The organism is Bradyrhizobium sp. SBR1B (assembly GCF_014198205.1).
In the GTDB taxonomy this organism is placed as follows: domain Bacteria; phylum Pseudomonadota; class Alphaproteobacteria; order Rhizobiales; family Xanthobacteraceae; genus Bradyrhizobium.
In genome coordinates, this window is record NZ_JACIHC010000005.1 from 39,365 (window position 1) to 64,526 (window position 25,162).

General features: G+C 63.4%; 21 protein-coding genes and 2 tRNA genes. 5 read left to right on the top strand and 18 right to left on the bottom strand.

The window, feature by feature from the left end; genetic code table 11:
• The first annotated feature begins 205 nt into the window (after window positions 1-205).
• Window positions 206-5,035: an NAD-glutamate dehydrogenase gene (locus tag GGD61_RS14880; protein WP_183230857.1), complete on the top strand. Its 4,830-nt coding sequence runs from the start codon at window positions 206-208 to the stop codon at window positions 5,033-5,035.
• Window positions 5,036-5,282: 247 nt separating this feature from the next.
• On the opposite strand, the gene GGD61_RS14885 is transcribed toward GGD61_RS14880, so the two are convergent.
• The 3 genes from GGD61_RS14885 to GGD61_RS14895 form a co-directional block, all read right to left on the bottom strand.
• Window positions 5,283-5,642, bottom strand: a complete 360-nt coding sequence (locus tag GGD61_RS14885) for a hypothetical protein (RefSeq protein ID WP_246785938.1) — start codon at window positions 5,640-5,642, stop codon at window positions 5,283-5,285.
• A gap of 494 nt (window positions 5,643-6,136) precedes the next feature.
• Window positions 6,137-8,686: an autotransporter outer membrane beta-barrel domain-containing protein gene (locus GGD61_RS14890; protein ID WP_183230858.1), complete on the bottom strand. Its 2,550-nt coding sequence runs from the start codon at window positions 8,684-8,686 to the stop codon at window positions 6,137-6,139.
• A 245-nt stretch (window positions 8,687-8,931) separates the two neighbouring features.
• Window positions 8,932-9,495, bottom strand: coding sequence for a MarR family winged helix-turn-helix transcriptional regulator (locus GGD61_RS14895; protein ID WP_092254078.1), 564 nt, complete (start codon window positions 9,493-9,495; stop codon window positions 8,932-8,934).
• Window positions 9,496-9,622: 127 nt separating this feature from the next.
• On the opposite strand from GGD61_RS14895, the gene GGD61_RS14900 reads away from it, so the two are divergent.
• Complete coding sequence (locus GGD61_RS14900) at window positions 9,623-10,609, top strand: AraC family transcriptional regulator (protein ID WP_092254076.1); 987 nt, start codon at window positions 9,623-9,625, stop codon at window positions 10,607-10,609.
• 125 nt (window positions 10,610-10,734) lie between these two features.
• On the opposite strand, the gene GGD61_RS14905 is transcribed toward GGD61_RS14900, so the two are convergent.
• From GGD61_RS14905 to GGD61_RS14950, 10 genes are all read right to left on the bottom strand, one after another.
• A complete protein-coding gene (locus GGD61_RS14905) occupies window positions 10,735-11,667 on the bottom strand; it encodes a hypothetical protein (protein WP_143109033.1) in 933 nt (310 codons plus the stop codon).
• A gap of 364 nt (window positions 11,668-12,031) precedes the next feature.
• Window positions 12,032-12,107: transfer RNA gene (locus tag GGD61_RS14910), tRNA-Phe, on the bottom strand.
• Between the two features lie 175 nt (window positions 12,108-12,282).
• The gene (gene yacG, locus GGD61_RS14915) at window positions 12,283-12,465 is read right to left on the bottom strand and encodes a DNA gyrase inhibitor YacG (RefSeq protein ID WP_026202520.1); all 183 of its coding nucleotides are present in this window, start codon (window positions 12,463-12,465) and stop codon (window positions 12,283-12,285) included.
• Window positions 12,466-12,610: 145 nt separating this feature from the next.
• Window positions 12,611-13,240, bottom strand: a complete 630-nt coding sequence (locus tag GGD61_RS14920; RefSeq protein ID WP_018321268.1) for a Maf-like protein — start codon at window positions 13,238-13,240, stop codon at window positions 12,611-12,613.
• A gap of 153 nt (window positions 13,241-13,393) precedes the next feature.
• Window positions 13,394-13,861 carry a low molecular weight phosphatase family protein gene (locus GGD61_RS14925; protein ID WP_018321267.1) on the bottom strand — a complete coding sequence of 156 codons (468 nt, stop codon included), beginning with the start codon at window positions 13,859-13,861 and terminating at the stop codon, window positions 13,394-13,396.
• Window positions 13,862-13,866: 5 nt separating this feature from the next.
• Window positions 13,867-14,364 carry a UPF0262 family protein gene (locus tag GGD61_RS14930; RefSeq protein WP_018321266.1) on the bottom strand — a complete coding sequence of 166 codons (498 nt, stop codon included), beginning with the start codon at window positions 14,362-14,364 and terminating at the stop codon, window positions 13,867-13,869.
• Entirely contained in the window at window positions 14,361-15,656 is a 1,296-nt protein-coding gene (gene hisD / locus GGD61_RS14935; RefSeq protein ID WP_092254072.1) for a histidinol dehydrogenase, read from the bottom strand. The genes GGD61_RS14930 and hisD overlap by 4 nt, the downstream gene beginning before the upstream one ends.
• Window positions 15,657-15,801: 145 nt before the next feature.
• Entirely contained in the window at window positions 15,802-16,251 is a 450-nt protein-coding gene (locus GGD61_RS14940; RefSeq protein WP_092254070.1) for a DUF2948 family protein, read from the bottom strand.
• A gap of 82 nt (window positions 16,252-16,333) precedes the next feature.
• On the bottom strand, window positions 16,334-16,993 hold the full coding sequence (locus GGD61_RS14945; protein ID WP_177237014.1) for an NAD-dependent epimerase/dehydratase family protein: 660 nt from the start codon (window positions 16,991-16,993) through the stop codon (window positions 16,334-16,336).
• Between the two features lie 26 nt (window positions 16,994-17,019).
• The gene (locus tag GGD61_RS14950) at window positions 17,020-17,958 is read right to left on the bottom strand and encodes an SDR family oxidoreductase (RefSeq protein ID WP_092254067.1); all 939 of its coding nucleotides are present in this window, start codon (window positions 17,956-17,958) and stop codon (window positions 17,020-17,022) included.
• An 84-nt stretch (window positions 17,959-18,042) separates the two neighbouring features.
• On the opposite strand from GGD61_RS14950, the gene GGD61_RS14955 reads away from it, so the two are divergent.
• Entirely contained in the window at window positions 18,043-18,684 is a 642-nt protein-coding gene (locus tag GGD61_RS14955; protein WP_092254065.1) for a TetR/AcrR family transcriptional regulator, read from the top strand.
• Window positions 18,685-18,900: 216 nt separating this feature from the next.
• Here the strand turns inward: GGD61_RS14955 and GGD61_RS14960 are convergent, their stop codons facing one another.
• From GGD61_RS14960 to GGD61_RS14980, 5 genes are all read right to left on the bottom strand, one after another.
• Window positions 18,901-19,725 (bottom strand): alpha/beta fold hydrolase, encoded by an 825-nt coding sequence (locus tag GGD61_RS14960; protein ID WP_092254063.1) that lies wholly within the window; start codon window positions 19,723-19,725, stop codon window positions 18,901-18,903.
• Window positions 19,726-19,855: 130 nt separating this feature from the next.
• Window positions 19,856-20,365, bottom strand: coding sequence for a hypothetical protein (locus GGD61_RS14965; protein ID WP_183230859.1), 510 nt, complete (start codon window positions 20,363-20,365; stop codon window positions 19,856-19,858).
• A 306-nt stretch (window positions 20,366-20,671) separates the two neighbouring features.
• Complete coding sequence (locus tag GGD61_RS14970; protein ID WP_026202518.1) at window positions 20,672-20,980, bottom strand: EthD family reductase; 309 nt, start codon at window positions 20,978-20,980, stop codon at window positions 20,672-20,674.
• A 127-nt stretch (window positions 20,981-21,107) separates the two neighbouring features.
• The gene (locus GGD61_RS14975) at window positions 21,108-22,814 is read right to left on the bottom strand and encodes a cyclic nucleotide-binding domain-containing thioredoxin-disulfide reductase (RefSeq protein WP_092254865.1); all 1,707 of its coding nucleotides are present in this window, start codon (window positions 22,812-22,814) and stop codon (window positions 21,108-21,110) included.
• A gap of 25 nt (window positions 22,815-22,839) precedes the next feature.
• Window positions 22,840-23,028, bottom strand: coding sequence for a hypothetical protein (locus GGD61_RS14980; protein ID WP_092254059.1), 189 nt, complete (start codon window positions 23,026-23,028; stop codon window positions 22,840-22,842).
• A 315-nt stretch (window positions 23,029-23,343) separates the two neighbouring features.
• Here GGD61_RS14980 and GGD61_RS14985 point away from each other — a divergent pair.
• A tRNA-Thr gene (locus tag GGD61_RS14985) sits at window positions 23,344-23,418 on the top strand.
• Window positions 23,419-23,510: 92 nt separating this feature from the next.
• Window positions 23,511-25,142 (top strand): DUF6538 domain-containing protein, encoded by a 1,632-nt coding sequence (locus GGD61_RS14990; protein WP_183230860.1) that lies wholly within the window; start codon window positions 23,511-23,513, stop codon window positions 25,140-25,142.
• Window positions 25,143-25,162: the final 20 nt, after the last annotated feature.

Here is a 25,162-nt window from a genome sequence, read left to right on the forward strand (position 1 = left end):
ACTTATGATTTCTCGTGGCATCTGCGACCCGGCCGTGTCGTAGGCCTTTTTGCCGCGGTTCCGCGCGCCTTGGCCGCCGGAGTGGTAAGATCAGGTGCCGAGGGCAGATTTCGCGGCGCCGGATCTCGGTCAAGATAACGGCGCTCGAAGCGATGAACTCCAGAAGCAAACTGATGATCGCGGTTGCGATCGGACGATGCGAGAGATGGAGGACGTTATGGAAGCGTGGCGTGACGACAAGGCCCGGTCGACCCTGATTCGCAATGCTGCGGCCAACGTGCAGCTAGGCAACGCGCCCCGGACTTTTGCCGAACTCCTGTTCGGCCACACCAATAGCGAGGATCTCGCCAACCACGACGCCGCTTCGCTGGCCTTCCTGGCCGAGCAGGCCTGGGAACATGTACAGCGGCGCACGGCGGGGCACGCCGATATCCGCATCGTCAATCCGACGATGCCGGATGGCCGCGAGATCTCCGTGCTCGAAATTCTCAACGACAACATGCCCTTCCTGTTCGACTCCACTTTGGCCGAGCTAGCCGAGCAGGGCATCGAGGTCGCCCTGGTCGCCCATCCGATCATCGCCGTGGAGCGCGACGAGCAAGGCAAGCTGATGCGCTTCCATGGCGAAACCCTGCCGGCGGGAGCAAGGGGCACGCGCGAAAGCCTCATCCATCTCCACATCGCCCGCATGGACGTCGACGCCGACCGCCAAAAGCTGGTCGATGGGTTGACCATGACGTTGAACGACGCGCGTGCCTGCGTCACCGACTGGAAGCCCATGCGCGCCCGCATCGAGGAGGCGATCAAGATCTTCTCCACCAATCCGCCGCCGCTGCCGATCGACGAGATCGCCGAAGCCAGCCAGTTCCTGCATTGGCTATGCCTGGACAATTTCACCTTCCTGGGCGTGCGCGAATATCGCTTCTCCCCCGACGGCGATGCGTCGGATGACATCACGACCGGCGAGGGCCTCGGCATCCTGCGCGATCCCGAGGTGAAGGTCCTGCGCCGCGGTCGCGAAATGGTGGTGATGACGTCGGAAATTCGCGAGTTCATGCGGGAGCCGAGCCTTCTCATCGTGATCAAGGCCAACGTGTCCAGCCGCGTTCATCGCCGCATCCGGATGGATTATGTGGGCATCAAGCTCTATAGCCCCGACGGCCGGCTCGAAGGAGAATTGCGCCTCGTTGGTCTGTTCACGTCCGGCGCCTATACCCGATCGGTCAAGCAAATCCCTTACGCCCGCCACAAGGTGGCGCAGGTGCTAAAGCGCGCCGGCTTCGACCCGAACAGCCATTCGGGCAAGGCGCTGACGCATATTCTCGAAGATTATCCGCGCGACGATCTGTTCCAGATCGACGTCGACACGCTCTACAATTTCGTCATGGAGATCCTGATCCTCTATGAGCGCCCCCGGGTCCGGGCGCTGGCACGCGTGGACAAGTTCGATCGCTTCGTCTCCATCCTCTGCTTCATTCCGCGCGACAAATACGATACCGACGTGCGCACGCGCGTCGGCGCCTTCCTCTCGCAGGTCTACAAGGGGACCCTGTCGGCCTCCTACGTGTCCTTCCCCGAAGGATCACTGGCGCGCGTCCACTACATCATCGGGCGATATGAAGGTAAGACCCCGGTCGTCGAGCGCGAGACACTCGAAGCCGGGATCAGCGCCATTGCCGAGACCTGGGCCGACAAGTTGAAGGTCGCGCTCGCAGCGTCTGCCGACGGCATGCGGGCGCGCATGCTCGCAAGCCGCTATGCCCAGGCCTTTTCCGGCGGCTACACCGAGATATTCAGCGCCGAACAGGCGATCGCCGACATCACCACCATCGAAAAGCTCACCTCAGCCCGACCGGTGACGATTTCGGTTTACCGCCTCGCGGGGGACGACGATCCCAGACGATTCGGCCTGAAGGTCTTCTCGGATGCCGCACCGCTGTCGCTATCCTATCGCGTACCGGTGATTGAAAATCACGGCTTGAACGTGGTCAACGAACGCACCTATCAGATCGTGCCGCGCACCAGGCAGGCGCCGGTATGGCTGCACGATATGACAATCGAGACCAGCGACGGCAAGCCGATCGCAATCAGCCGTGAATTCAACCACCGTCTGGAAGCCTCGATCATGGCGGTGGTCCGCGATCGCGCCGAATCCGACGGGTTCAACGCACTGATCCTGCGCACAGCCCTGAGTTGGCGGGAAGTATCGACGATCCGCGCGCTGTCGCGCTACCTCCATCAGATCCGCGCTCCGTTCACCCAGGACTATATGTGGGAGACCCTGCGCAGGAACGCCGCGATTACCGCCAACGTCGTCGCCCTATTCCAGGGCCGCCTCGATCCGCGCCTTGGACTCACGATTGCGGAGCGCTCGGCGCGCGAGATGGCTCTCGTCGCCGAGATCGAGGAGCAGCTCAAATCCGTCGCCTCGCTCGATGAAGATCGCATCCTACGTCGCTTCACCAATCTCGTGCAGGCAACCATCCGCACCAATTTGTGGCAGGTCGGTCAGGATGGACATCCGCATCCGGTGATCTCCTTCAAGTTCGACGCCCGCAAGATCGAGGCCCTGCCGGCACCGCGACCACTGTACGAGATTTTCGTCTACTCGCCCCGCGTCGAAGGCATTCATCTGCGCTTTGGCAAGGTCGCGCGCGGCGGTCTGCGCTGGTCCGACCGGCCGCAGGATTTCCGTACCGAGATCCTGGGCCTCGTGAAGGCACAACAGGTGAAGAATGCCGTGATCGTGCCGGTCGGCGCGAAGGGCGGCTTCGTGCCCAAGCGCCTGCCGTCACCCTCGGGTCGCGACCACTTCATGGCGGAAGGCACTGAAGCCTATCGTATCTTCGTTCGCACGCTGCTCGAACTCACCGACAATCTCGACGGCGACACCATCGTGCCGCCCGACTCGACTGTGCGGCATGACGGCGACGACCCCTACCTGGTCGTCGCCGCCGACAAGGGCACCGCCACCTTCTCCGACATCGCTAATGCGATCTCGGCCGAGAAGCACCATTGGCTCGCCGATGCCTTCGCCTCCGGCGGCAGTCAGGGCTATGACCACAAGAAGATGGGGATCACGGCGCGAGGCGCCTGGGAGGCGGTCAAGCGTCACTTCCGCGAGCTTGGCGCCGACATCCAGACCAAGCCGTTCACGGTTGCCGGCGTAGGCGATATGTCGGGCGATGTCTTCGGCAACGGCATGCTGCTATCGCCGGCGACGAAGCTCGTCGCGGCGTTCGATCACCGCGACATCTTCATCGATCCCTCGCCTGATCCGGCGGTCAGCCTCGCCGAACGCAAGCGCCTGTTCAGCCTGTCGCGATCGAGCTGGCAGGACTACGACAAGTCCCTGATCTCGCAAGGCGGCGGCGTGTTCTCGCGCTCGCTCAAGGCGATCCCGCTTGCGCCGGAAGTGCGCACACTGCTTGATCTCGACAAGCCGCAGGCCACGCCTTTCGAGGTGATGACAGCGATCCTCAAGGCCCGCGTGGACCTCCTGTGGTTTGGCGGCATCGGCACTTATATCCGCTCGTCCTCGGAAAGCGATGATCAGGCCGGCGATCGCGCCAACGATCCGATCCGCATCACAGGCGCCGATGTCCGCGCCCGGGTGATCGGCGAAGGCGCCAATCTCGGCGTCACCCAGCGCGGCCGTATCGAGGCGGCACAGAAGGGCGTGAAGCTCAACACCGACGCCATCGACAATTCGGCCGGCGTGAACACGTCCGACGTCGAGGTCAATATCAAGATCGCGCTGGCGCGCCCCGAGCGCGAGGGGCGCCTCAGTCCAGGCGACCGCAACAGCCTGCTCGCCGCGATGACCGAGGAGGTCGGCGCGCTGGTGCTGCGCAACAATTATCTTCAGACGCTGGCGCTTTCGCTGGCCGAACGGAAAGGGGTGGCCGAGATCAGCTTCCTCACCCGACTGATGCAGTCGCTAGAGCAGCGCGGCCTGCTCAGCCGCGCCGTGGAGTTCTTGCCCGACGATGCGGCGATCACTGAGCGTACGAGACGCAGCCAGCTCCTGACGCGGCCCGAGCTTGCCGTGTTGCTCGCTTACGCCAAGCTGACGCTGTACGACGACCTGCTTGCGACTGGCGTACCCGACGATCCCTATCTCGCCCGCGAACTATCCCAATATTTTCCGCGCCAGGTGCAGGAGCAATTCCCGACAGCGGTACAATTGCATCGGCTCCGGCGGGAGATCATCGCCACCAGTCTCGCCAATGCCGTGATCAACCGGGGCGGCCCGGCCTGTGTCGTGCGCCTGACCGACGAGACCGACGCCGATATCGCCACCATCGTCATGGCCTTCGTGGCGGTGGACGAATCCTACGGCCTCAAGCGGCTCAATGCCGGGATCGATGCACTCGACACCCGCATCGACGGGCAATTGCAACTCGGCCTCTACGCGGCGATCCAGGATCTCCTGCTCTCACGCATGGTCTGGTATGTGCGCAATGCTGATTTCAAGGCCGGTCTGGACGCCGTGATCGCACGCTTCGGCCCCGGAATCCAAGAGATCGCCGCCGGGCTCGACAAGACCCTGCCGCAGGATTCGCAGGCTGGGCGCACCAGGCGGCGGCAGGATCTGATCGATGCCGGTGTCCCGGCGGGCCTTGCCGCAGAACTCGCCGATCTCGATGCGCTCCTCTCCGCACCGGATATCGTCACCGTCGCGGAGCGCACCAACCGGGCCATCGGTGACGCCGCCACGACCTTCTTCGCCGCCGAGGCCGAATTCAGACTCGATCGGATCATCGCCGCCGCGCGCAGCATGCCGGCCAACGATAATTACGAACGTCTCGCCATCGATCGTGCCGTTGGCCAGATCGCGGCCGCGGAAAGAGCACTGGTCGCCAACATGCTGGCAAACGGCGAATCCGGCCAGCAGGCCACCGGCGACTGGATTGCGGCTCATCCTGAGGCGATGCGCGTTCGCCGCTTGGTCGAGGAGATCGCGGCCAGCGGCTTGACGCTCGCCAAGCTGACGGTGGCAGCCAATTTGCTGGGAGACCTCGTCCAGGCCTGAGTCCCGACGGCCGACCTCACTCGAAGCGATAGTCTGTGATGTCGACGCCAACGAGGCCGCCATGGGCCTCGATTGCCTGCTGCTGAAGATCACGCGTCTGTCCCCTCCCTCACTCGTCCAGGGTCGCGATCTCTGCCGGAAATCGCACCGCAAGGCGGCGCCAGTCGCCGCTATCGGTCGGCCAGGGCTCCAGTTCCTCGGTCTCAACTCTCGGTCAGGCGAGCAGGAACGGCATGTTCAGATAGGTCTACATGGCGCAGCCGGCGAAGTAGGCGAGTTGCAGTTCCGTCCACGGCGTTTGCAACTCATGGCCGGCAAAGCTCGCCCGCGGTTCAAGCAGCTCTTCGAGCACCGTTCCGTCGTCAGCTTCCAGAGCCACCCGGCTTGGCTCAAAGCGCGAGCGCCGATTGTCAGCGCCGAACGGAGCGTGTGACGCCCACTCCCTCTTCAGACCCGCGGTGACCTTGGTCCGCTCGAGGGTGACAGCCTGTCCCTTCAAGGACCACAGGACGCCGCCCTGCACGAGATCCGCCGACACCTGCTCGAACTGCCGCCACCGATCGAGGCCTCCATGAGCTTCGATGGCAATATCTTTGAGTTGCTTCATTATTGGGCTCCTGCGGAAGCCGCGCGCGATCGCGCGGCCTTTGTGGCGGGAGCCTAGGCGGTCGGCCAAGCCTGCCGAACGACTTAGATGCCTTGATTCCAGACACCGCCGCGAGCCGCGGTTTTCCAAATGCCTCTTCCACGCGTCGCTGCTTTGAAGGCGCCGGTACGATGCCGTTTCGAGCTGGTCGACGGTCAACAGATAGTGTCGATCGCGGAGGCCGGCGTGGAAGGGCGTGCGGAAGCGTGGTCCTGAACGCTGGATTTGACGTACATAGACTTAGCGAGCCCTAGGAAGAGAAATACGCGAGCGCGCTTCGCGCCGATCATCTGGCGAGGCGCAATCGTACAAGATCGTGCTCCAGCGTGGAAAAGCGTAGATTTGGTGCGCCATTCAGAATAAAATTACGAACTCCTATGCCGTTGAAATTGCTATATAATGCCAACAGTCAGGCCTTTGGCTATCCGCCGATGTCCGCAAGTTGCCCTCGCCGCTCACCATGCGTACCGCACCACGCCCTTGCCGGCATAGGAGTGGGTAACGGTGGAGAACTCACCTTCGAAGGTGCCACCCAGCGAAAAGCCATTCAGCCATTTGAGTTCGGCGGACGCCGTGGTGAGCGTGCTGTCATGCGCCGGCGCGGCGCCATTGACCACGAACGATGCACCCGGCAGGGTCTGGAATGTCGCGGCGACGCCGCGCTCGGTATTGAAGTCATGTGCCCAGGCGGCGCGACCGCGCAGGGTCAGGATTGCATCCTGCATCGCGAAGGATTTGTCGGCGCGAAGGCCCAGTTCGGTGCGGGTTGCAGTCACATCCTTCGCAGCATAGCCCAGCGCAAATGTGCCGGCCCCGGTTGACGCTCGTTCGGCATAGGTCGGCAGATCGAACCGTGTCACTTGTGCCGCAGCATAGGGGGTCAGCCCCATCCAGGGAGCCACAAAATGCCAGCCGCCCTCGAGACGGCCCGAGAGCGCGTTAGCGTTGAACTTCGCGCGCAGTTGATCGGTGCCGATGGCTCGATCAGTCGAGACGTCCTGCCAGCCATAGGCAAGCGCGCCGGAGAGATAGGCATTGCCGGCATTGTGTCGCACGAACGCACCGGCCTGAAACAGATCCGATGACCCCCGACCGAGGCCATTGGCAATGCTGAATGAAGTTCCGCCGCCAGCGAGCGCGAAGCCGACGAGCGTCTCGGGGGAGAGCCGGTAATCCGCGCCGACTGCGGTGCCGTAAATGCGATTAGTCGCGGTATTCGATCCGGTACTCACGCTGCCGTTCGTGGTCTGCGATCCGCCGTAGCCTGCGGCCCAGACACTCCAGCGGTTGACGGGCTGAGCCGACAAATATGGGTTGCCCGCCCCCGCCTTGACCGCCGCTGCATAAGCGTCTGCATTCGACCTCGGGCGTGTCGGATTCGGGGCTGGCTCCTCCGCAAACGAATTTGCGCCGGCGTGCGACGCGATGGCGGGACGGCGACCCTCGATGAACGGGTCACTCAACACGCCCATGAACTGGTTCATTGCATTGAATGTGCTCTGTTGCGCACCGGTCGCCACCTCGCCGGAGACCCGCGTCAAGCCGGCCGGATCCAGCGCACCGAACATCATCGGAATGCCGCCGCTCGTGTTGAAGAACGTGGTCAGCGCATTGGCGACGTTGCGCTGGTTGACGTTGAGGCCGGATGACGGCGAACTGAAGTTCAGCGCCAGATCGAGATAGACGTTGCTGGTATCGTAACTCAGGCTGGATCGAAAGCCAGACGGCAGATTGGTGTTGGCGAGCGCGCCGAACGTACCGCTAACACCACCCGCTGCGTTAAGGATCGTATACCGCTTGGCGACATAGGTCCCCGAGGCGAACGACGCATTCACCGTGGCGCTGCCCAGCGTCGCCGTTCCCGTGACGTTGGTCCGGTCCGCCGAAGCAGGCGACACCTCGACCATGTAGCTTGATGCAGCGGCGAAGGTAAGACTGCCCGCAACCTTCAGCGTTCCGATCGAGTTGCCTGGCGCCAGCGCGCCGCCGCCGTTGATAACCGTGTTTCCCACGGTGCCGGTGCCGCCGAGTGTGCCGCCGGCATTGACCGTCGTCAGCAACGACGATGCGATCGAGCCGTTCACCGACAATGTGCCGGCACTTACTGTCGTTGTGCCGGTATAGGTGTTGACACCGCCGAGGATGAGCGTACCGAGGCCCTGCTTGATAAGGCCGACCTGTCCGGCATCGTCTACGATGCGGCCCGCGAAATTACCCTCGCTTCCGACGGTCACATAGGAGGTCGTGTCGCCCGCGGTATTGGTGATGACGCCCCCGCCGAACAGAGAGAGGGCGCTGGCGCCGGCACTGTTGCCGTTAAGGTCGTAGGTGGCGCCCGGATCGACCTCCAACCCGCCGCGGCTGCTGGAGAGACCGAATTCGCTGGAGCGCGCCAAACGCACCGTGCCTGCCCGAACGTTCGTCGTGGACTTTTCGCCGACGAACGCCGCCGAGTCGATTTCGATCGTACCGCCGAAGCCATTGACGCCGAGGTACAGTATAGACCCTTTCCCCGCTCCGAAGGAGCCGCCATTGGCGATCTTCAGGCGCAAGGTCTCGCCGTTACTGACCATGAACCGGCTGATTATCCTATCATCCTGGCTCATGCCGCTGATGGTCAGGCTGCCCCCGGCCTTGAAGCCGACGTCTCCTCCGGAGAGAATAAGCTTGCCGCGGCCCGGCGCACCTTGCGCGCCGAACAGGAGGAACCCACCGGCTAGCCGAGTGTCACCAACGTAGTCGCTTACGCCGGACAGCACTAGGGTCCCAGACCCGGTCTTGTTGATGCCGTTAGCGCCAATCACGTCGCCGGATTGAAATGCGGGGTTCCCGGGGGCGACGTTGAGTGTGACGTCGCCCCCATCCAGGTCGATCGGAATACTGCGGACCTCGCCGCTCGCATAATCGATCGTCTGGGCGCGCGCTGCGGGGCTGGAGCTCAGCGCGGCGGTAACGAGTGAGCTCGTGGCCAAGAGAAATCGCACGAAGGTCTTTGGTCTGAGCACGGCTGTCCTCGCAATTTGCAAATCGCAGGCACAGGCATGCTCATCCGGTCACGCGAAAGCGCGCTCGGGTTCACAGCGAACCTTGCGGTGGATCTGGGACCTCTCAATGAGGTCTGGTGTTGTCCTATACCGAAGACAGGACGCGACCAGCAGCCTGGATCAATTGCAATTTTTTGGTCGACTCACGTTCTGGGACGCAAAGACGCAATGGCGATGACCGGCGCCACGATCAGACGGCAAGCGGTCTAGTCGCACGTTGCTTCGTCGTGGTCGATCGCCTCGGTCGGGCAGAAGACGAATCCATGCTGGCGCGCGATGTCGACCCGTGCCTGCAGAAAGGTGCGGCCGATCTCGGCGAGGCGCTCCGTAGGCACCAGCAGCAACCGCCGCCGATCCTTTGCGTCGGGAATACGCCGCAACGTCCCCGCTGCCTCCATGTCGTCGATATGGCGGCTTACGGTCGCCTCGGTGGCGAACAGCTGGAAATGGGTCGCCAGTTCTTTCAGCGTGATGGGATGGTTCTCGAGCCAACGAACAGCGACCATGCTGAAGATCATGTCGGCTTCGAAAACGCTGCGCCAAGGGTGTTTCAGCACGCCTTCCCGGATCATGCGCCGGCGAAACTCGGTGCGCCAGGCTAACCAGGCAACATCGAGGGCGAGTGCTGCCCGCTGCTCCCGCGTTAACGCGGTGTCGGGGTCCTGCACCAGAGCCGTATCCTCGTCCTGACCAACACGCTTCGGAGACTTCACGACGCCGCCGTCGGTTGTAAGATTCGGTTCAGGCCGATCCGCAGAGCCCTCGATCATATCGTCTTATTACCGGCCAACGGGACGCCATTTCTTGGCTGGGAGGGACCGCCCCCTTTGCCGAGAGCGACAATAATGGTTTCGGCCTCCTCTCGGCTCTGCGATATTGGCCTCGCAAACGACAATCATGGCTTTCATGACCGCACCCGATGACATTGGCCCGTTGCGCCTCTCCACCGCTGACATACCTGAGCGCGACCGGTTCGCGATCTGGCGCGAGGTCTATGGGCGCTTGATCCACCAAGTCGAGATTGAGCCACTGGACGGCGAACCTTTTTGCGCCGACCTCACGCTGAGGCTGTTACCCGGCCTCGGTGTCGCTTCCGGCCCCTGCTCGGCTGCCAATTATCGCTCGACGCCGCAACTAATCGCACAGAGCACGGACAGTATTGGCCTGCCTATTCTGTTGAGTGGCTTCGGAGTGATCCAGCAGTGCGGCCGCGAGACCAAGATCGGTCCCGGCGAAACTGTTGTCAGCACGACGGTCGACCCAGGCGTGTGGGCACTGCCGGAAGGAGGCTCATTCACCGTCATTCGCATTGCCCGTGACCTGATCGCGCCGCTGGTGCCCGATTTGGACGCAGCCCTCGGCCGCCCCATTCCGCATGATACGGATGCCCTCCGATTGCTGATCAATTATCTGAGCGTGTTTCGGGACCACGCCACCATCACCGACCTCGCGGTCCAGCGCGTCGTCACAACGCACATCGTCGATCTTGCAGCACTCGTGATCGGGGCTCGCCGTGATGCCGCGGAGGTCGCCGGGCATCGCGGCATGCGAGCGGCGCGATTGCGGGCGATCAAGGCCGACGTCATGGAGAACATCGGACAGCTCGACTTTTCGGTCACTGCGGTAGCAGCACGCCACCACGTCACGCCGCGTCACATCCACAGGCTGTTCGAAAGCGAAGGAGCCAGTTTCACCGAATTCGTCAACGGCCAGAAGCTTGCACGCGCGTATCGCATGCTGGTCGATTGGCGCTATCGCGCGAACCGCATCAGCGACATTGCCTACGATGCCGGATTCACGGACCTTTCGGCCTTCAATCGCATGTTCCGCCGACGCTATGCCACCACGCCGTCTGATGTCCGAAACCGGTCGCGCAAACCGTGAGACGGACCGGCTACAGCATGATCCGAAAAAGTGTGAAGCGGTTTTCCGAAAAAATCATGCTCAAAACAATAACCTAAAGCGCGATGACGATTCATCCCAATCTCATCGCGCTTTGGAGCATCAGCTCAGTTTCGTACAAATCGCCACGTGATTGCCGCTGCAACAGGCGCGACCACCGATCCGGAATTATGAGAGACGCTGCCTGCCTTTTCGATGCGCCCAGCACCTTGCCATGAGCGGGCCTGCGGATCGATCTTCTGATCCAGTATCTCCAAGTCGCCACCACCTTCGCGGAACGGTACCGAAGTCTCGTTGGTAAAGGCCTGGCCTTCGAGGCGGACAGGCACAGGTATCGCACCTGCCCCCACTCTCAGACTCAATAGGCCGCTCTGGCGGTCGACAGTGACATCGGCGCGGCAGAGTCTTTCGATCACCACGGCGGTCTCGACGGGCAGGGTAAGCTTGCCGCTGCGCCTGAAGCGATAGGGTGCAGCAGGTGCGGGAGGCGCAATGTTGACGCCGTCGCCCTCGTCTTCCACCGTGATTGTGCCAGTGGCGCAGACGCCGCGACGGTCGGGTATCCAGTTCTCGTAGCGTGTATCGTCCTGCTTCAGCTCGCCAAGCGCGCCGGGATTTCCTTTCAACCGTTGGCCGATCACCGTCATTGCCCGCGCGCGACAAGACTCATCCTCCCCGCACGCTGCGATAACTTTCCCGATCGCTTGCATACCGACGGGTATTTGTACGTCATCCCTCGTTATGCCGCCGACCTTGACCGCGGGTACCGTGCTCGCCCCTGGGACCAGCATGGCGAGTTCCACCTCGAGCTTGCGGCCGACCTTGAGGCGCGACCATTCAACCTTGTTCGGCAAGTCGCGGCGGCCTGCCCCCTTGAGCTCCACGGAAATCGAGAGGCGCCCCGTTGGGGCATTGGCAAACGGGTCTCGCATCTTCTCCTGCGAAAATGCTGATCCGACCGAGATGCCAATCGAAATGGCGAGTGCAATAGCGGTGGCAGAACATCGACAGACGCTCCGCTGCAATAGTTTCTTCGACATCTCGTTGCGTCCCGCCCACGCGCATTCGGGCTTGTCTCGAAAAATTTCCTCGGATCTTTTCGAGCTATCTCGTTCCGCAGGCCAGACAAATCGGTTGCAAAAATGAGGTCAATCTCCAGGTAGCTTCGGAACCTTTCGATGAGACCGAACACGATGGCCTTATGAGATTCGCAACCTTCCGCGTAATTGCCGCTTGGGAGGAAGGATCGGCGGGGCGCCCGATTCTGAAGGGCTTTTCAGAGGACGGTCGACGTCCAGCGGATGGCAGGAACGGCGGACTGACGTTCAAGAGGCTATAGGCGCTCAAGCCAGGTATTCGGACCTAGCGTCGCGATTCGCGCTTCTCGCTCTGAATAAGGACAATTGGTGCCCAGGGGCGGAATCGAACCACCGACACTGCGATTTTCAGTCGCATGCTCTACCAACTGAGCTACCTGGGCGTGCTCCAAGAGAGGGGCCAAAGCCCATCGAGCGGGCGGTTTATAGTGGGCCGGAAGCGGCCTGTCCACCCGGCTTCGCCAAGAGGCTTCGCCGGGCGCGGCCCGGCTGTGCACAAGCTGCCGCCGCTGGCGCGCGGCGCGTCGACCGGCCGAATAAGCCTATGAAATTATTTGCTTATTCTACATCGTCCACGTCATCGTCGCGGCCGGGGATGACGTAGGAGCCTTTCAGCCAGCGGTTCAGGTCGACGTCGCGGCAGCGCGACGAGCAGAATGGACGGGTGGCTTCCGATTGCGGCTTGCCGCAGATCGGGCAGGTTTTGAGCGGGCTGGCGGGCTTTTTGACGTGGTCGTCCATGATGTCGGCAGCTTGCACGGGGTGAAGGGGTTCAAGAGCCTGTCGGCACACGGGTTCCTCGTACCGGCGGCGCATGCGCCCCGTCAGGCCATTCTACTGTGCATGGGGTTGTTTTCGCGATTTTGTTGGGCCGCGGCTGGCCGGCTCACACCGCGGTGGCGTTGAGCCAGCCGAAGCGGATCGGAAAGCCCTCGCCGCCGAGCAGCGTCGTGGTCTCGTAGAGCGGCAGGCCGACGACGTTGCTGTAGGACCCCACCATCTTCACCACGAAGGAGCCGGCGATGCCCTGCACGGCGTAGCCGCCGGCTTTGCCGCGCCATTCGCCGGAGCCGATATAGGCCTGGATGTCGTCTTCCGAGAGACGCTTGAAGCGGACGCGGGTCTCGACCAGCCGCTGGCGGAACGCCTCGCGCGGCGTCACCAGGGTGATCGCGGTGTAGACGCGGTGGTTGCGGCCCGACAGCAGCCGCAGGCACTGCGCCGCCTCGTCCACGAGATTCGCCTTGGGCAGGATGCGGCGGCCCACCGCCACCACCGTGTCGGCGGAGAGGATGAAGGCGCCGCGCAGTTCGTCATCCAGCTGCACCGATTTGAGCGCCGCGTCCGCCTTGGCCCTTGCGAGCCGATTGGCACAGGCGCGCGGCAGCTCGCCCCGCTTCGGCGTCTCGTCGACGTCGGCCGGCCGGAGCGCGTCCGGCTCGATGCCGGCCTGGTTGAGCAGCGACAGGCGCCGCGGCGAACCGGAGGCAAGTACGAATTTGGGGCGGCCAAGCATCAGTGATTTGGGGGATGAGCAGGGGGTGAATTGCGCGCGGAACCTATCGGAAGGGGGCTGATTTCACAACCCGGGAACCCGAGCTTTGGTGATTCGAGGCTTCCGACAGCATGTGCCCACGGTGTGTGACGGCGGTGTTACGGGTGCCGAATGCTACCCGCTCGCCGCGCCCACCTTCGCAAAACGCCGGCGGATGCGCATCAACAGCTGGTCGCAGACGTCGCGATAGGCTGCCAGCTTCTGGTCGCGGCTGCCCTCGATGGTGGTGGGATCCTGCGTCGGCCAATATTCGACGTCGGCCGCCAGCGTCCGCGTCAGCTCCAGCGCCTTGTGGTGCGCCTCGGGCGAGAGCGTGATGATGAGATCGAAATTCAGCCCCTCCCAATCCTCCAGCTCCTCGAAGGTCTGCGGCTTGTGGGCGGAGATGTCCTGGCCGAGCTCGGCCATCACGGACACCGCGAACGGATCGAGCTCGCCGCGCCTCGCGCCGGCCGATTTCACGTAGAGGCCCTGCGGAAACATGTGCTGCAACAGGCTCTCGGCCATCGGCGAGCGCACGCTGTTCATCGCGCAGGCGAACAGCACCGATTGCGGATCGCGTGCGCGTGGCGGACCCGCCATCGCGCTTAGCCCTTCCAGTGCAGGACAGTAATGAGCGTGAACAGCCGGCGCGAGGTCTCGAAGTCGACCCGCACCTTGCCCTTCAGCCGCTCCTGCAGTGTACGCGATCCCTCGTCATGGATGCCGCGCCGACCCATGTCGATGGCCTCGATCTTGTCGGGGGTCGCGGTGCGGATCGCCTGGTAGTAGCTGTCGCAGATCATGAAATAGTCCTTCACGATCCGCCGGAACGGCGTCAGCGACAACAGATGCGCGACGACAGGCGTGCCGTCGTCGCGGCGGATGTCGAACATCAGCCGGTTGCCGGTGATGCCGATATGCAGTGTGAACGGGCCCTTCCCGTCGGCGCCATCGGGCGCGAACAGGTTCTGCTCGATCAGGTCGTAGATCGCGATCGCACGCTCATGCTCGATATCAGGCCCGGAACGGCCGATCGATTCTTCGTCGAGTGTGACGCCGACGATGCGATTGGTCGAGTCGTCCTGTTCGGGCAGCACTGTCATGACAGATTGAGACGCAATCCAATCGAACGCGAATGGGCGTCCAGCCCCTCCGCTTGTCCGAGCGTCATCGCGGCAGGACCGAGCGCGCGCAGCTGATCCGGGCCGCATTTCAGGATCGAGGTGCGCTTCATGAAGTCGTGCACCGACAGCCCTGAGGAGAATCGCGCCGAGCGCGCCGTCGGCAGCACATGATTGGAGCCGCCGACATAGTCGCCGATCGCCTCCGGCGTGTGGGGCCCGAGGAACACCGCGCCGGCATTGCGGATCTTCGCAGCGAGCGCATCGGGATCAGCCGTCATGATCTCGAGATGCTCGGCGGCAATCGCATCCGCGAGCGGAATACTGTCGCTTAAGTTCTTCACCATGATGATGGCGCCGAAATCGGCCCAGGACGCGCCGGCAATCGCGGCGCGCGGTAGCGTCTTCAACTGCGCCTCGACCGCCTTTTCGACGTCGGCGGCAAGGCGCGCCGAATCGGTGATCAGGATCGACTGCGCGCTGGCATCGTGCTCGGCCTGCGCCAGGAGATCGGCGGCGATCCAGTCGGCATTGCCGGTGTCGTCGGCGATCACCAGCACCTCGGAGGGGCCGGCGATCATGTCGATGCCGACCTTGCCGAACACCAGCCGCTTGGCGGCGGCGACATAGGCATTGCCGGGGCCGACGATCTTTGCGACCGGCGCGATCGTCGCGGTGCCGTGCGCCAGCGCCGCCACGGCCTGCGCGCCGCCGACGCGGTAGATCTCGGTGACGCCGCCGAGCGAGGCCGCCGCCAGCACCAGCGGATTGAGCTTGCCGTCCGGCGACGGCACCACCATCACCAGGCGCGAGACGCCGGCGACTTTTGCAGGCACCGCGTTCATCAGCACCGAGGACGGATAGGCCGCAGTGCCGCCGGGCACGTAGAGGCCGGCCGATTCGATCGCGGTATAGCGCCAGCCGAGCTCGACGCCGAGCGGGTCGGTGAAGCGCTCGTCCTTCGGCAACTGCCGGCGGTGATAGATTTCGATGCGGTCCCGCGCGAGCTTGAGCGCATCCAGCGTCGCAGGCTCGCAGGCCTTGTTCGCGGCCTCGACTTCGGCGGCCGAGACGCGCAAGGAGGCCGCATCCAGCGTCAAGCGGTCGAGCTTTGCGGTGGCCTCGAGCAGCGCGGCATCGCCCCGCTTTGCCACGTCGTCGACGATGGCGCGCGCGGCGGCTTCGACGTCGGCCGAGACCTCGCGTTTGGCGGCGAGGAAGGCCGCGAATCGCTGGTCAAAATCGGCGCTGCTGCGGTCGAGGCGAACGGGCATATCTGGCTTGGCTTCTGGCTGGTCTTTGGGGCGGATTGGCGCACCAGGTCCCCTGCTCAATGGCGCGGCGGGGAAGCGGCGTCAACCCTCGCAAGCCGCCGTTCTGGCGCAGGCCTGAGCCGGTGCGGCTGGTATACAGGTCACCTCATCCCTCCCCTTCGATCTCCAACCCCGTTCCCAGCGCGTCGACGCCGAGGTCGGTCAGCTCACATTCCAGGCATTCGACGTCGAGCCGGATGGCGCCGCCCTCGGCGAACAAGAGCAGGGCGCTGCCGCCGGGCTCCTCGTCGCGCCCGTCCCGGGGATGAAATTCGATGCCGACGAGGTCCAGGACCTTGTCGGGAGCGGCGAGCTCGATATTGCGCGACTTGCAGGCGAGCACGCGGTCGAAGCGGAGCGCGGCGACCAGCCGGCGCGGCTCGGCCTCGCCCTCCAGCGTCTGCTCCCAGTCCAGCCGGCTCATCCCGACCACAAGCCGCTTCTCGCTCTGCCGCCAGATGATGTCAGAGGCCTGGACACGGGCGTCCTGGACATGGGTCGAGATCACGGCGAGATCGTCGGCGTCGAGGGCGATCAGTTTGAGCTGGGGCGACATCGCCGACGCTTCTCCTTCGAAATGGACAGGGTTTAACGCGCACAGGCCCCGAAATTTCCGCTCAAACTAACGGGCAGGCAGGCTAGAGGCTATTGATATCCTCCATCTCCAGGACCTTCCGCGGATACCCCTCCCGGGCGACGCGGATCATGGCGCGGCCGATCTGCTCGGTCGAGGTGACGAGCCGCGGCGAGAGCCTGCGCAACACCGACCAGAGCGGCCAGGTTGCGGTATAGACCGCCTGCACCCAGGCGGTCTTGGAACGGGCGCCGTGCAGCGGCTGGATCGCGCCGGGCCGGAACATGTAGGCGGCCCGGAACGGCAGCTTCAAGAGATCGTTCTCGGTCTTGCCCTTGATCCGTGCCCACATCCGCGAACCCTGCTCGGTGGAATCGGTGCCGGCGCCGGTGACGTAGGTGAAGACCATCTGCGGATTGAGGCGCGCCAGCGTCGTCGCAGCCGCAAGCGTGAGGTCATAGGTGAGATGGCGGTAGCGATCTTCGCTCATGCCGATCGAGGACACGCCGAGGCAGAAAAAGCAGGCATCGAAGCCGGTGAGCTGGGCCTCGATCGTCGAATAGTCCAGAAAATTGACGTGGATGATCTCGGTGAGCTTGGCGTTGCGCACGCCGGTTGGGCTGCGGCCGACCACGAGCACACGGGCGACGCCGGTGTCGACCAGGCATTCGCGCAAAACGCCCTGCCCGACCATGCCGGTCGCGCCGAAGATGATGACTTGCATCGGGATGTTCCTGGCGGGCTCGCGGCTCATGCCGCGGCCGCGATCTCGTCGAAGGATACTCCGGTCAACGTCGCCGAGACATCCCACAGCATGGCAGCGGTGGCGAAATCCTTCGCGTGTGGCATCATCCGCGCGGGCGCTGGCGCCCCCTTCATTTCGTAGAATCCGTTCGGGCCGTAATAGCCGCCAGGCTCTGCCGTGGGCGAAGTCGCGGCGAGCAGCGTCGGCAGTGCGCCCTCGGCCGCGGACTGGCTGAACAGCGGCTGGAGCAGCCGGCCAATCCGCCACTGGAACGTGTTGGCGCCCGGCCCGTTCGCAATCAGGTCGGTGCGCGCAAAGCCGGGATGCGCGGCAATGCTGCTCACGCCCCAGCCGGCCGCGTCGCTGCGACGTTGCAATTCGAGGGAAAACATCAGCATCGCCAGCTTCGACTGGCAATAGGCGCGCCACGGACGATAGGAATGCTTGCTCTGCAGATCGTCGAAATTGATCGCGCCGGAGCGGTGCGCAAGGCTCGAGAGATTGACGACACGAGGTGCCTTCGCGCGGCGAAGCTGCGGCAACAGTTGCGCCGTCAACGCGTAGTGACCGAGATAATTGGTGCCGAGCTGCATCTCGAAACCATCCTCGGTCTGCTGCCGTTTCGGCAGCGCCATCACGCCGGCATTGTTGACGAGGAGGTCGAGCTGCTCGTTGCCGGCGGCAAAGCGCCTGGCGAAATCGGCGACGGAGGCGAGGCTAGCGAGATCGAGAGGCTCAAAGGCGATCAGCGCATTGGGAAACCGCTCGCAGATGCCTTCGATCGCCTGCAGGCCCTTTGCGTCGTTGCGTCCGGTGAGTATGACAATGGCACCGGCGCCTGCCAGCGCCATCGCCGTCTCGTAACCGAGGCCACCCGTCGCCCCCGTCACGACGGCCGTCTTGCCGGCGAGAGAGGGGATGTCTGCCGTGGTCCAGTCGGTCATGCCATGTCTCCGTTCGGGCCTGGAACGAGGCCCGCGACCGGTCTAAATGTGCACTTAGTGCAATTTTGCAAGAGGTGAACCGATTTGAAGGCTTCGAAGGTGGTCCGGAAACGCGCCAAGTTATTGTCCGGGGACGGAAAATCCCCGGCCGCGCCCGGCCTGCGCCAGCGCAAGCGGCAACAGACCCGCGAGCGGTTGACCCGGGCGGCGATGGCGCTGTTCCTGGAGCGCGGCTTCGAGGCCACGACCATCGACGATATCGCGGCGGCGGCGGACGTGTCGCGCCGGAGCTTCTTCCACTATTTCGCGTCCAAGGAGGACGTGGTGGCCGCCTGGCAGGAGAATGCCGCCAGCGCGCTGGTCGCCGAGGTCGTCGCACGGCCCGCGGACGAATCCATGCTGACGGCGGCGGAGAATGCGATCGCGGCGGCGGTCAAGCGGCTCGATCCGGCGGAAGCAGCTGCGATGTCGCGACTCAAGCGCGACAATCCGGCACTGCAGGCGCGCGATCAGCTCAAATACGAGAAGCTCGAGCGCGCGCTGGCCGAGGGCCTTGCCCAGCGCGGGCGAACCAAATCCGACCGACTGCAGGCGCGGCTCGTCGCCATGATCGCCACCGGCGCGATGCGCGTCGGCGGCGAGAGCTGGATCGGCGAAGGCGCGCGGGAGAAGCCGGAGGCTTTCGTCAAGCGCACCTTCGATGCGATCAGGGCGATCCTGAAGTGAGTGATGCGTTCACCCTCCAGTATCGTAGCGTGGGCAAAGCGACTTGTCCGCCGTAGCTCGTAGAGCGAAGGCGGAAGCGTGCCCACGTCTTCTTCGTAATCGATGGCAGGTGGTGGGCACGGCGCAATTGCGCCTTTGCCCACCCTACGTTTTCGGACTTGCGAAGAGAGACCCCTCACCCGTCTCCGCAAGGAGAGGGGGTAGGAGTCATCCTGCTCACTCCCTGAAAAACGCCAGCAGGTCCGCGTTGATGGTTTCGGCGTGCGTGGTTGGCATGCCGTGCGGGAAACCCTTGTAGGTTTTCAGCGTGCCCTTCTTGAGCAGCTTGGCCGACAGCGGCGCAGAATCGGCATAGGGCACGATCTGGTCATCGTCGCCGTGCATCACCAGCACGGGCACGTTGATCTTCTTCAGGTCCTCGGTGAAGTCGGTCTGCGAGAACGCGACGATGCCGTCGTAATGCGCTTTCGCGCCGCCCATCATGCCCTGGCGCCACCAGTTCTGGATCACCGCTTCCGAGGGTTTTGCGCCGGGACGGTTGTAGCCGTAGAACGGGCCGGCGGGGAGGTCGCGATAGAACTGCGTGCGGCTGGCCGCGAGCTGCTTCTGGAGATCGTCGAACACGCTCTTGGGCAGGCCACCGGGATTGGCCGCGGTCTGCACCATTAGCGGCGGCACCGCGGACAGGATCGCCGCCTTCGCCACCCGGCTCTCGCCATGGCGCGCGATGTAGTGCACGACTTCGCCGCCGCCGGTGGAATGGCCGACATGGATGGCGTTCTTGAGGTCGAGATGCGCGGTGACGGCCGCGAGATCGTCGGCATAGTGATCCATGTCGTGGCCGTCGGAAACCTGCGACGAGCGGCCATGGCCGCGGCGGTCATGGGCGATGACGCGATAGCCGTTGTTGACGAAGAAAATCATCTGCGCGTCCCAGTCGTCCGCCGACAACGGCCAACCATGGCTGAACACGATCGGCTGGCCACTTCCCCAATCCTTGTAGAAGATCTCGACGCCGTCTTTGGTGGTGATGGTGGGCATGGATTGCTCTCTTTCGGTGAGGATCAGTGACGCTGCACGTGCGCAAGCACGCGCCGGTGATGCGCAGATAGTCGCGCGAGACCGCGAATGCGATGCCGGGCATCAACAGGGAATGTTGAGAATCGTGTGATCAGGCAAACGCCATCGGCTTGAAGCGGCGCCAGGCGCCGATGGTGAGCACGACGAAGAACACCAGCACGATGCCCTGCACCGCCGCGAACACGGGGCCCGACGGCGGCGCCGGCGCTACGGCCGGCGCGAGCGCGGCAAGCGCCGGCACCTTGAGGAACGACTGGATCACCAGCACGAAGACGTTGAAGTAGAGCGAGATCATCGCGGTCACGACATAGACCGGGCGCCACGCGCCCGCGAGCTTCATGCCGTACAGCGCGAAGCAGGCGATAGCGAGCAGCACCAGCGAGATGATGCCGATGATGTGCGAGGGCAGCAGCTTCTCGAACGGAAACAGGAAGCCGGTGGCGCTGGTCAGGAACGTGAACAACAGGAAGATCGCGGTGAGGCCCGGCATCGACTTCGACCCGAGGAGGCCGAACATCACGACGAGGCCGGCGGCGATGGCGATCAGGCTGATGACGACATGGACCAACGTGAGGGCGGGCAAGCTCAAGCCGAGGACCATGACATCTCTCCTACTCGTCTGGCGTCAAGATTCAGGAGAGTAGTATTACGACCCTCATGGGATTGCCACCTGCGTTGTCGTCACATGCATGTGCGAAGCCATGCGTCATCGTGCGAATCGACAAACGCATGGCTGAATTTTTTGCACCGCTGTCACAAACGGCGGCAGTTTGTGGTTCGTAGCGCGAATTTTGTAGCCCGGATGGAGCGCAGCGTAATCCGGGAATCGTGCCACAGGAAAGCAGGTCCCGGATTACGCTTCGCTCCATCCGGGCTACGAGATCTTCAACGAAAGTTGAATCGAGCCTCACACTTCCTTGGTGTCGAAGATCAGCAAATCGGCACCGCCGCTGGCGAATTTCGGCACGTCGGCGCCGGTGGCCTTGCCTTCCGGACTGCCGAAGGCCGCCTGGATGTCGCCCACGCTGTCGAAGGTGAGAATGGCAACGAGATGGATTCCGGAAGGACCTGCGGGAGATGCGACCGGTCCCTTGCTGACGGCGTATTTCTTCAGGCCGGGAAGTTTCTTGGCGAGCGGAATGTGCGTCTCGGCGTAGTACTTGTCGAAAGCCGCAGCATCCTTGGGTGTCTTGTAGAGCACGACGACTTCAGCCATTTAGTCCTCCCGATTGATCTCTTGTTCGTTCCGCGGGCGATACGCCTCGCGGGTGCCGCGATAGTCCGCAGGACGCGGCACGATGGCAAGCCTCATTCGACTTGCCATTCGCTTGTCTTGTCCTTGACTAAAGCGCCGGTTTTGCGGCGTCGCCGAGATAGCCGTGCAGGGAGGCCACCACCTGGGCGCCCTCGCCGATGGCGCCGCCGACGCGCTTGACCGAGCCGGAGCGGACGTCACCGACGGCATAGACGCCGGGCACGGAGGTCTCCAGCGGCGCCACCAGCTTGCCCTGGTTCTGCTCGGACTGCGCGCCCGTGACGACGAAGCCGCCGCGATCGAGCGTCACGCCGCAGCCGTCGAGCCAGGCGGTGGCGGGATCGGCGCCGACGAACAGAAACAGATTGCGGATGTCAGCAGAATCCTCGTCATCGGACAGCCGGCTCTTCCAGCGGATGCGCCGCAGCAGCGCGGCCTCGTCGCCCTCGAGCGCGGTGATCTCGGTGTTGAACATCAATTCGATGTTCGGCGTCGCTTCGATGCGCTCGATGAGATAGCGCGACATGCTGGCCCCTAAGCCACCGCCGCGGATGATCATCAAGACTTTCTTGGCGTGCCCCGACAGGAACACGGCCGCCTGGCCTGCCGAATTGCCGGCGCCGACCAGCGCCACCTCCTCGCCGGCGCAGAGCCGCGCCTCGACCGGTGAGGCCCAGTACCAGACGCCGCGTCCCTCGAACTTGTCGAGGTTCGCGATCTCCGGCCGGCGATAGCGCGCGCCGCTCGCGACCACCACCGCGCGCGAGCGCAAGGGATCGCAGCCGTCGAGCGCCACCGCGAATGCGCCGTCCTTGCGCGTGCAGTCGAGCGACTTCACCGTCACGGGAATCATGATGTCGGCGCCGAACTTCTGCGCCTGGGTGAAGGCGCGCGCTGTCAGGGCCTGGCCCGAGATGCCGGTCGGAAAGCCCAGATAATTTTCGATGCGCGCGCTGGCGCCGGCCTGGCCGCCGAAGGCGCGGATGTCGAGCACCGCGACAGACAACCCTTCGGACGCCGCATACACGGCGGTGGCAAGCCCGGCCGGCCCGCAGCCGACGACCGCAACGTCGTAGATGCGGCCGTCCTTGGCGCCGCCGATCATGCCGATGGCGCGGGCAAGCTCGGTCTCGCTGGGGTTGCGCAGCACCGCGCCGCTTGCGGCGACGACCAGCGGCCAGTCTTCTGGTTTGGGCGAATAGCGCGCGATCAATTCGGCCGCGTCGGAATCACGATCGGGATCGAGCAGATGATGCGGCTGACCGTTGCGAGTGAGAAAGCCCTGCAACCGCACCACGCCGGCGGAGTTCGACGGCCCGATCAGCACGGGGCCGCCGATGCCGCCCTGGATCAGATTGACCCGGCGCAGGATCAGCGCACGCATGATGCGCTCGCCGAGATCGGCCTCGGCGACCAGCAGCGCGCGCAGCCGGTCCGGCGGCAACAGCAGCGTCTCGACATCACCCTCGGCACGGCCGTCGACCAGCGCCGGCTGGCCCGAGAGCTGGCTGAGCTCGGCCAGAAATTGCCCCGGCCCCTGGTCGATGACAGGGGTGACGTGGCCGAGGCCATCGCGCTGGGTGATGGCGACATGGCCCTTCAGCACGACGAACATGCCGGGCCCGGGCTTGCCGGTCTCGAACAGGAACTCACCGTCCGCATAGCTGCGGACCTCGCCGAAATGCCTGATCCGCTCGATCTCGGCCGGCGTCAGCGTCGGAAAGGTCTGCTCGGGGCGGGTGAAGCGCGACATCAGCGCCTCATCACCGGTTGGTTGCTGTCCGTTCTGCCCCATCGTCATGCTCACTCATTCCAAATTCTTAAGTGCCGGCTTTCCCGGCGGCCCCCTCATTTAGGGAACCATCGTCGTTCTGCGAGGGGTCCGTGCTTGCGGCGCGTTCGCGCGCCTGCAGCTTCCGCCGCTTCAGGTTTTCGCGCAGCGCCGATTTCAGGCGGTCATCCCGGGACGTCCTCGCCTCGTTCGTGCTCTTGTCGGTCTCGTTAGCCATCACGGGTCCATCACATCGATCGGCGGCAGGATGCCACCGAATGGCGACAGCTCAAGAGGCGAGCGCGATCCATTCGTGCGAAACGCGAAATGGATCGAATCCGAGGCCTGGGGCAACTGGCCAGTTGGCGGGGGATATCGGGGCCCGATTCGGCGGGAAGTCGGTGATTTTGCGTCAAAATGGGCATTTTGGCCGCGATATCGGCCCGATTTTCTCGTTTGACGGGCCTAGCAAGCTTGCACAGGAGGGGGGCTTGTGGCAGATATCGGCCCGCTTGGTAGCGCCCCTCGGGCGCCCGATTCTTCACCAGCACATGCTGCCGTAGCTCAGTGGTAGAGCACTCCATTGGTAATGGAGAGGTCGACAGTTCAATCCTGTCCGGCAGCACCATCAATGTCCGTGTGACATCAGCAACTTACTGAACATGTTGAGGCTTTCGCGCCGCGCCTGATACACACAGGTGCTACACGATGGTTCTAAGAATGGCCTGCCCCACTAAACGCCCCGGTTCCGATAACTGGTACTTTCGCAAACGCATCCCCGCTGACGTTCAGGCGATCTTGGCAGACTTGCCGAAGAGCCAACGCCCGCCGCACTGGTACAAAGACCAGATCAGCATCTCGCTCGGGACAGCAGACCGGTCCATCGCAAAAGCCAGATGTCCCGACGTCGCTGCACAGGTCGAGCGCACCATGGCGGCGCTCCGTGCTGGCCCCAAGCCGCTCAACATTAAACAGATCAGCGCCCTGTCCGGTGAACTCTACATGGGTCTTGCAGAGGCCCTTGAGGGCAAATCAGTTGTGACCGCCGGACAGTGGTCGCGCGTAGCCGACGTAAACGAACGAGTTCGTCGCGGGGAATACGGTCACCTCGCGAAGTTGGGCATCCATAAAACTCAAGCGGATCGTATCCGCGCCTGTATCGAGCAACGGTTCGGCAAGATCGCAGACACTTTCCTTCGTGCACGTGGCATCGTGACCGATGCCGACAGCCGCTGGAAGCTGATCGACATGGCTTCCCGCGATCTTACGGTGATGGCTCTTAGGTTGGCACGCAATGCTGAAGGCGACTTCACACCCGACGAGTATCCCAAGAGGTTCCCAAAGTTCACGGAGCATTCAGCGCAGGACAAGCCACAGCGCTCCCTGACTGCATTGGTGCAGGCATGGCACAAAGCAGCATTGGATCGTGGAGTGCTCCGACGCGACGCTGACCGCATCAAACGGCGTTTCGAGATACTTATCGAGTTCCTTGGACACGATGACGCTAGCCGTGTCACCAAGCAAGATATCATACGCTGGAAGGATAAGCGCTTGGCCGACAAGCGCTCAGTCAAGCTCATAAACGATACCGACATCGCCTCTTTCAGCAATGTGTTCAACTGGGGTGTTGAACGCGAATGGCTTTCCTTCAATCCCACTGATGGGACGCGGATCAAATCAAAGCGGAAGACGGCGGAAACGCGGGAGAAATACTTCTTGCCCGACGAAGCTGCCAAGATACTGCAGCATGCAGCCGCCGTCGTGGGCACCAAGAAGGAGGCCCCGAAGACAACCGCGGCCAAGCGCTGGGTGCCGTGGCTTTGTGCATACTCGGGTGCTCGCGTTGCCGAGATGATCCAACTTCGGAAGCAGGATGTTCGCAAAGACCCCGCTCAAGGGTGGGTCATTCGACTGACGCCAGAGGCAGGCAGCATCAAGAACAACAAGTTCTGCGATGTGCCCGTGCACGAGCACTTGATCGCCACTGGCTTTATCGACTTCGTGAACCACTCCAAGACTGGCCATCTGTTCTTCGATGTCGGCAAGGACGGTACAATCGATGGTACGGCCGAGGGCGTTTACAAGCGCGTTTACGAAATGGTCCGCAAATTTGTGCCGAAAGAAATGCGCCAGCCCAATCACGCTTGGCGATACACGTTCAAGACCAACGGATTGGAAGCTGGCATCGAACTACTAACGCTTAACGCCATTTCAAACCACGCCCCCCGAACGCAGGGCGAGGCTTACACCAAAGTCACTCTAAAGACCCGCGCCAATGCAATGCGAAAATTTCCTCGCTACGTCCTAACCAAGAGCAGCGGAGCCGTGGCAGTCGAAGATGCGGCGGAATAGCCCACCGCGCGTCATAGCGC

What these genes read in the sequence shown, in the direction of transcription:
- GGD61_RS14880 (WP_183230857.1), top strand. Translation starts at nt 206, where the DNA reads ATGGAGGACGTTATGGAAGCGTGGCGTGACGACAAGGCCCGGTCGACC.
- GGD61_RS14885 (WP_246785938.1), bottom strand. Translation starts at nt 5,642, where the DNA reads ATGAAGCAACTCAAAGATATTGCCATCGAAGCTCATGGAGGCCTCGAT.
- GGD61_RS14895 (WP_092254078.1), bottom strand. Translation starts at nt 9,495, where the DNA reads ATGATCGAGGGCTCTGCGGATCGGCCTGAACCGAATCTTACAACCGAC.
- GGD61_RS14900 (WP_092254076.1), top strand. Translation starts at nt 9,623, where the DNA reads ATGGCTTTCATGACCGCACCCGATGACATTGGCCCGTTGCGCCTCTCC.
- GGD61_RS14905 (WP_143109033.1), bottom strand. Translation starts at nt 11,667, where the DNA reads ATGTCGAAGAAACTATTGCAGCGGAGCGTCTGTCGATGTTCTGCCACC.
- yacG (WP_026202520.1), bottom strand. Translation starts at nt 12,465, where the DNA reads ATGGACGACCACGTCAAAAAGCCCGCCAGCCCGCTCAAAACCTGCCCG.
- GGD61_RS14920 (WP_018321268.1), bottom strand. Translation starts at nt 13,240, where the DNA reads ATGCTTGGCCGCCCCAAATTCGTACTTGCCTCCGGTTCGCCGCGGCGC.
- GGD61_RS14925 (WP_018321267.1), bottom strand. Translation starts at nt 13,861, where the DNA reads ATGGCGGGTCCGCCACGCGCACGCGATCCGCAATCGGTGCTGTTCGCC.
- GGD61_RS14930 (WP_018321266.1), bottom strand. Translation starts at nt 14,364, where the DNA reads ATGACAGTGCTGCCCGAACAGGACGACTCGACCAATCGCATCGTCGGC.
- hisD (WP_092254072.1), bottom strand. Translation starts at nt 15,656, where the DNA reads ATGCCCGTTCGCCTCGACCGCAGCAGCGCCGATTTTGACCAGCGATTC.
- GGD61_RS14940 (WP_092254070.1), bottom strand. Translation starts at nt 16,251, where the DNA reads ATGTCGCCCCAGCTCAAACTGATCGCCCTCGACGCCGACGATCTCGCC.
- GGD61_RS14945 (WP_177237014.1), bottom strand. Translation starts at nt 16,993, where the DNA reads ATGCAAGTCATCATCTTCGGCGCGACCGGCATGGTCGGGCAGGGCGTT.
- GGD61_RS14950 (WP_092254067.1), bottom strand. Translation starts at nt 17,958, where the DNA reads ATGACCGACTGGACCACGGCAGACATCCCCTCTCTCGCCGGCAAGACG.
- GGD61_RS14960 (WP_092254063.1), bottom strand. Translation starts at nt 19,725, where the DNA reads ATGCCCACCATCACCACCAAAGACGGCGTCGAGATCTTCTACAAGGAT.
- GGD61_RS14965 (WP_183230859.1), bottom strand. Translation starts at nt 20,365, where the DNA reads ATGGTCCTCGGCTTGAGCTTGCCCGCCCTCACGTTGGTCCATGTCGTC.
- GGD61_RS14970 (WP_026202518.1), bottom strand. Translation starts at nt 20,980, where the DNA reads ATGGCTGAAGTCGTCGTGCTCTACAAGACACCCAAGGATGCTGCGGCT.
- GGD61_RS14975 (WP_092254865.1), bottom strand. Translation starts at nt 22,814, where the DNA reads ATGGGGCAGAACGGACAGCAACCAACCGGTGATGAGGCGCTGATGTCG.
- GGD61_RS14980 (WP_092254059.1), bottom strand. Translation starts at nt 23,028, where the DNA reads ATGGCTAACGAGACCGACAAGAGCACGAACGAGGCGAGGACGTCCCGG.
- GGD61_RS14990 (WP_183230860.1), top strand. Translation starts at nt 23,511, where the DNA reads ATGGCCTGCCCCACTAAACGCCCCGGTTCCGATAACTGGTACTTTCGC.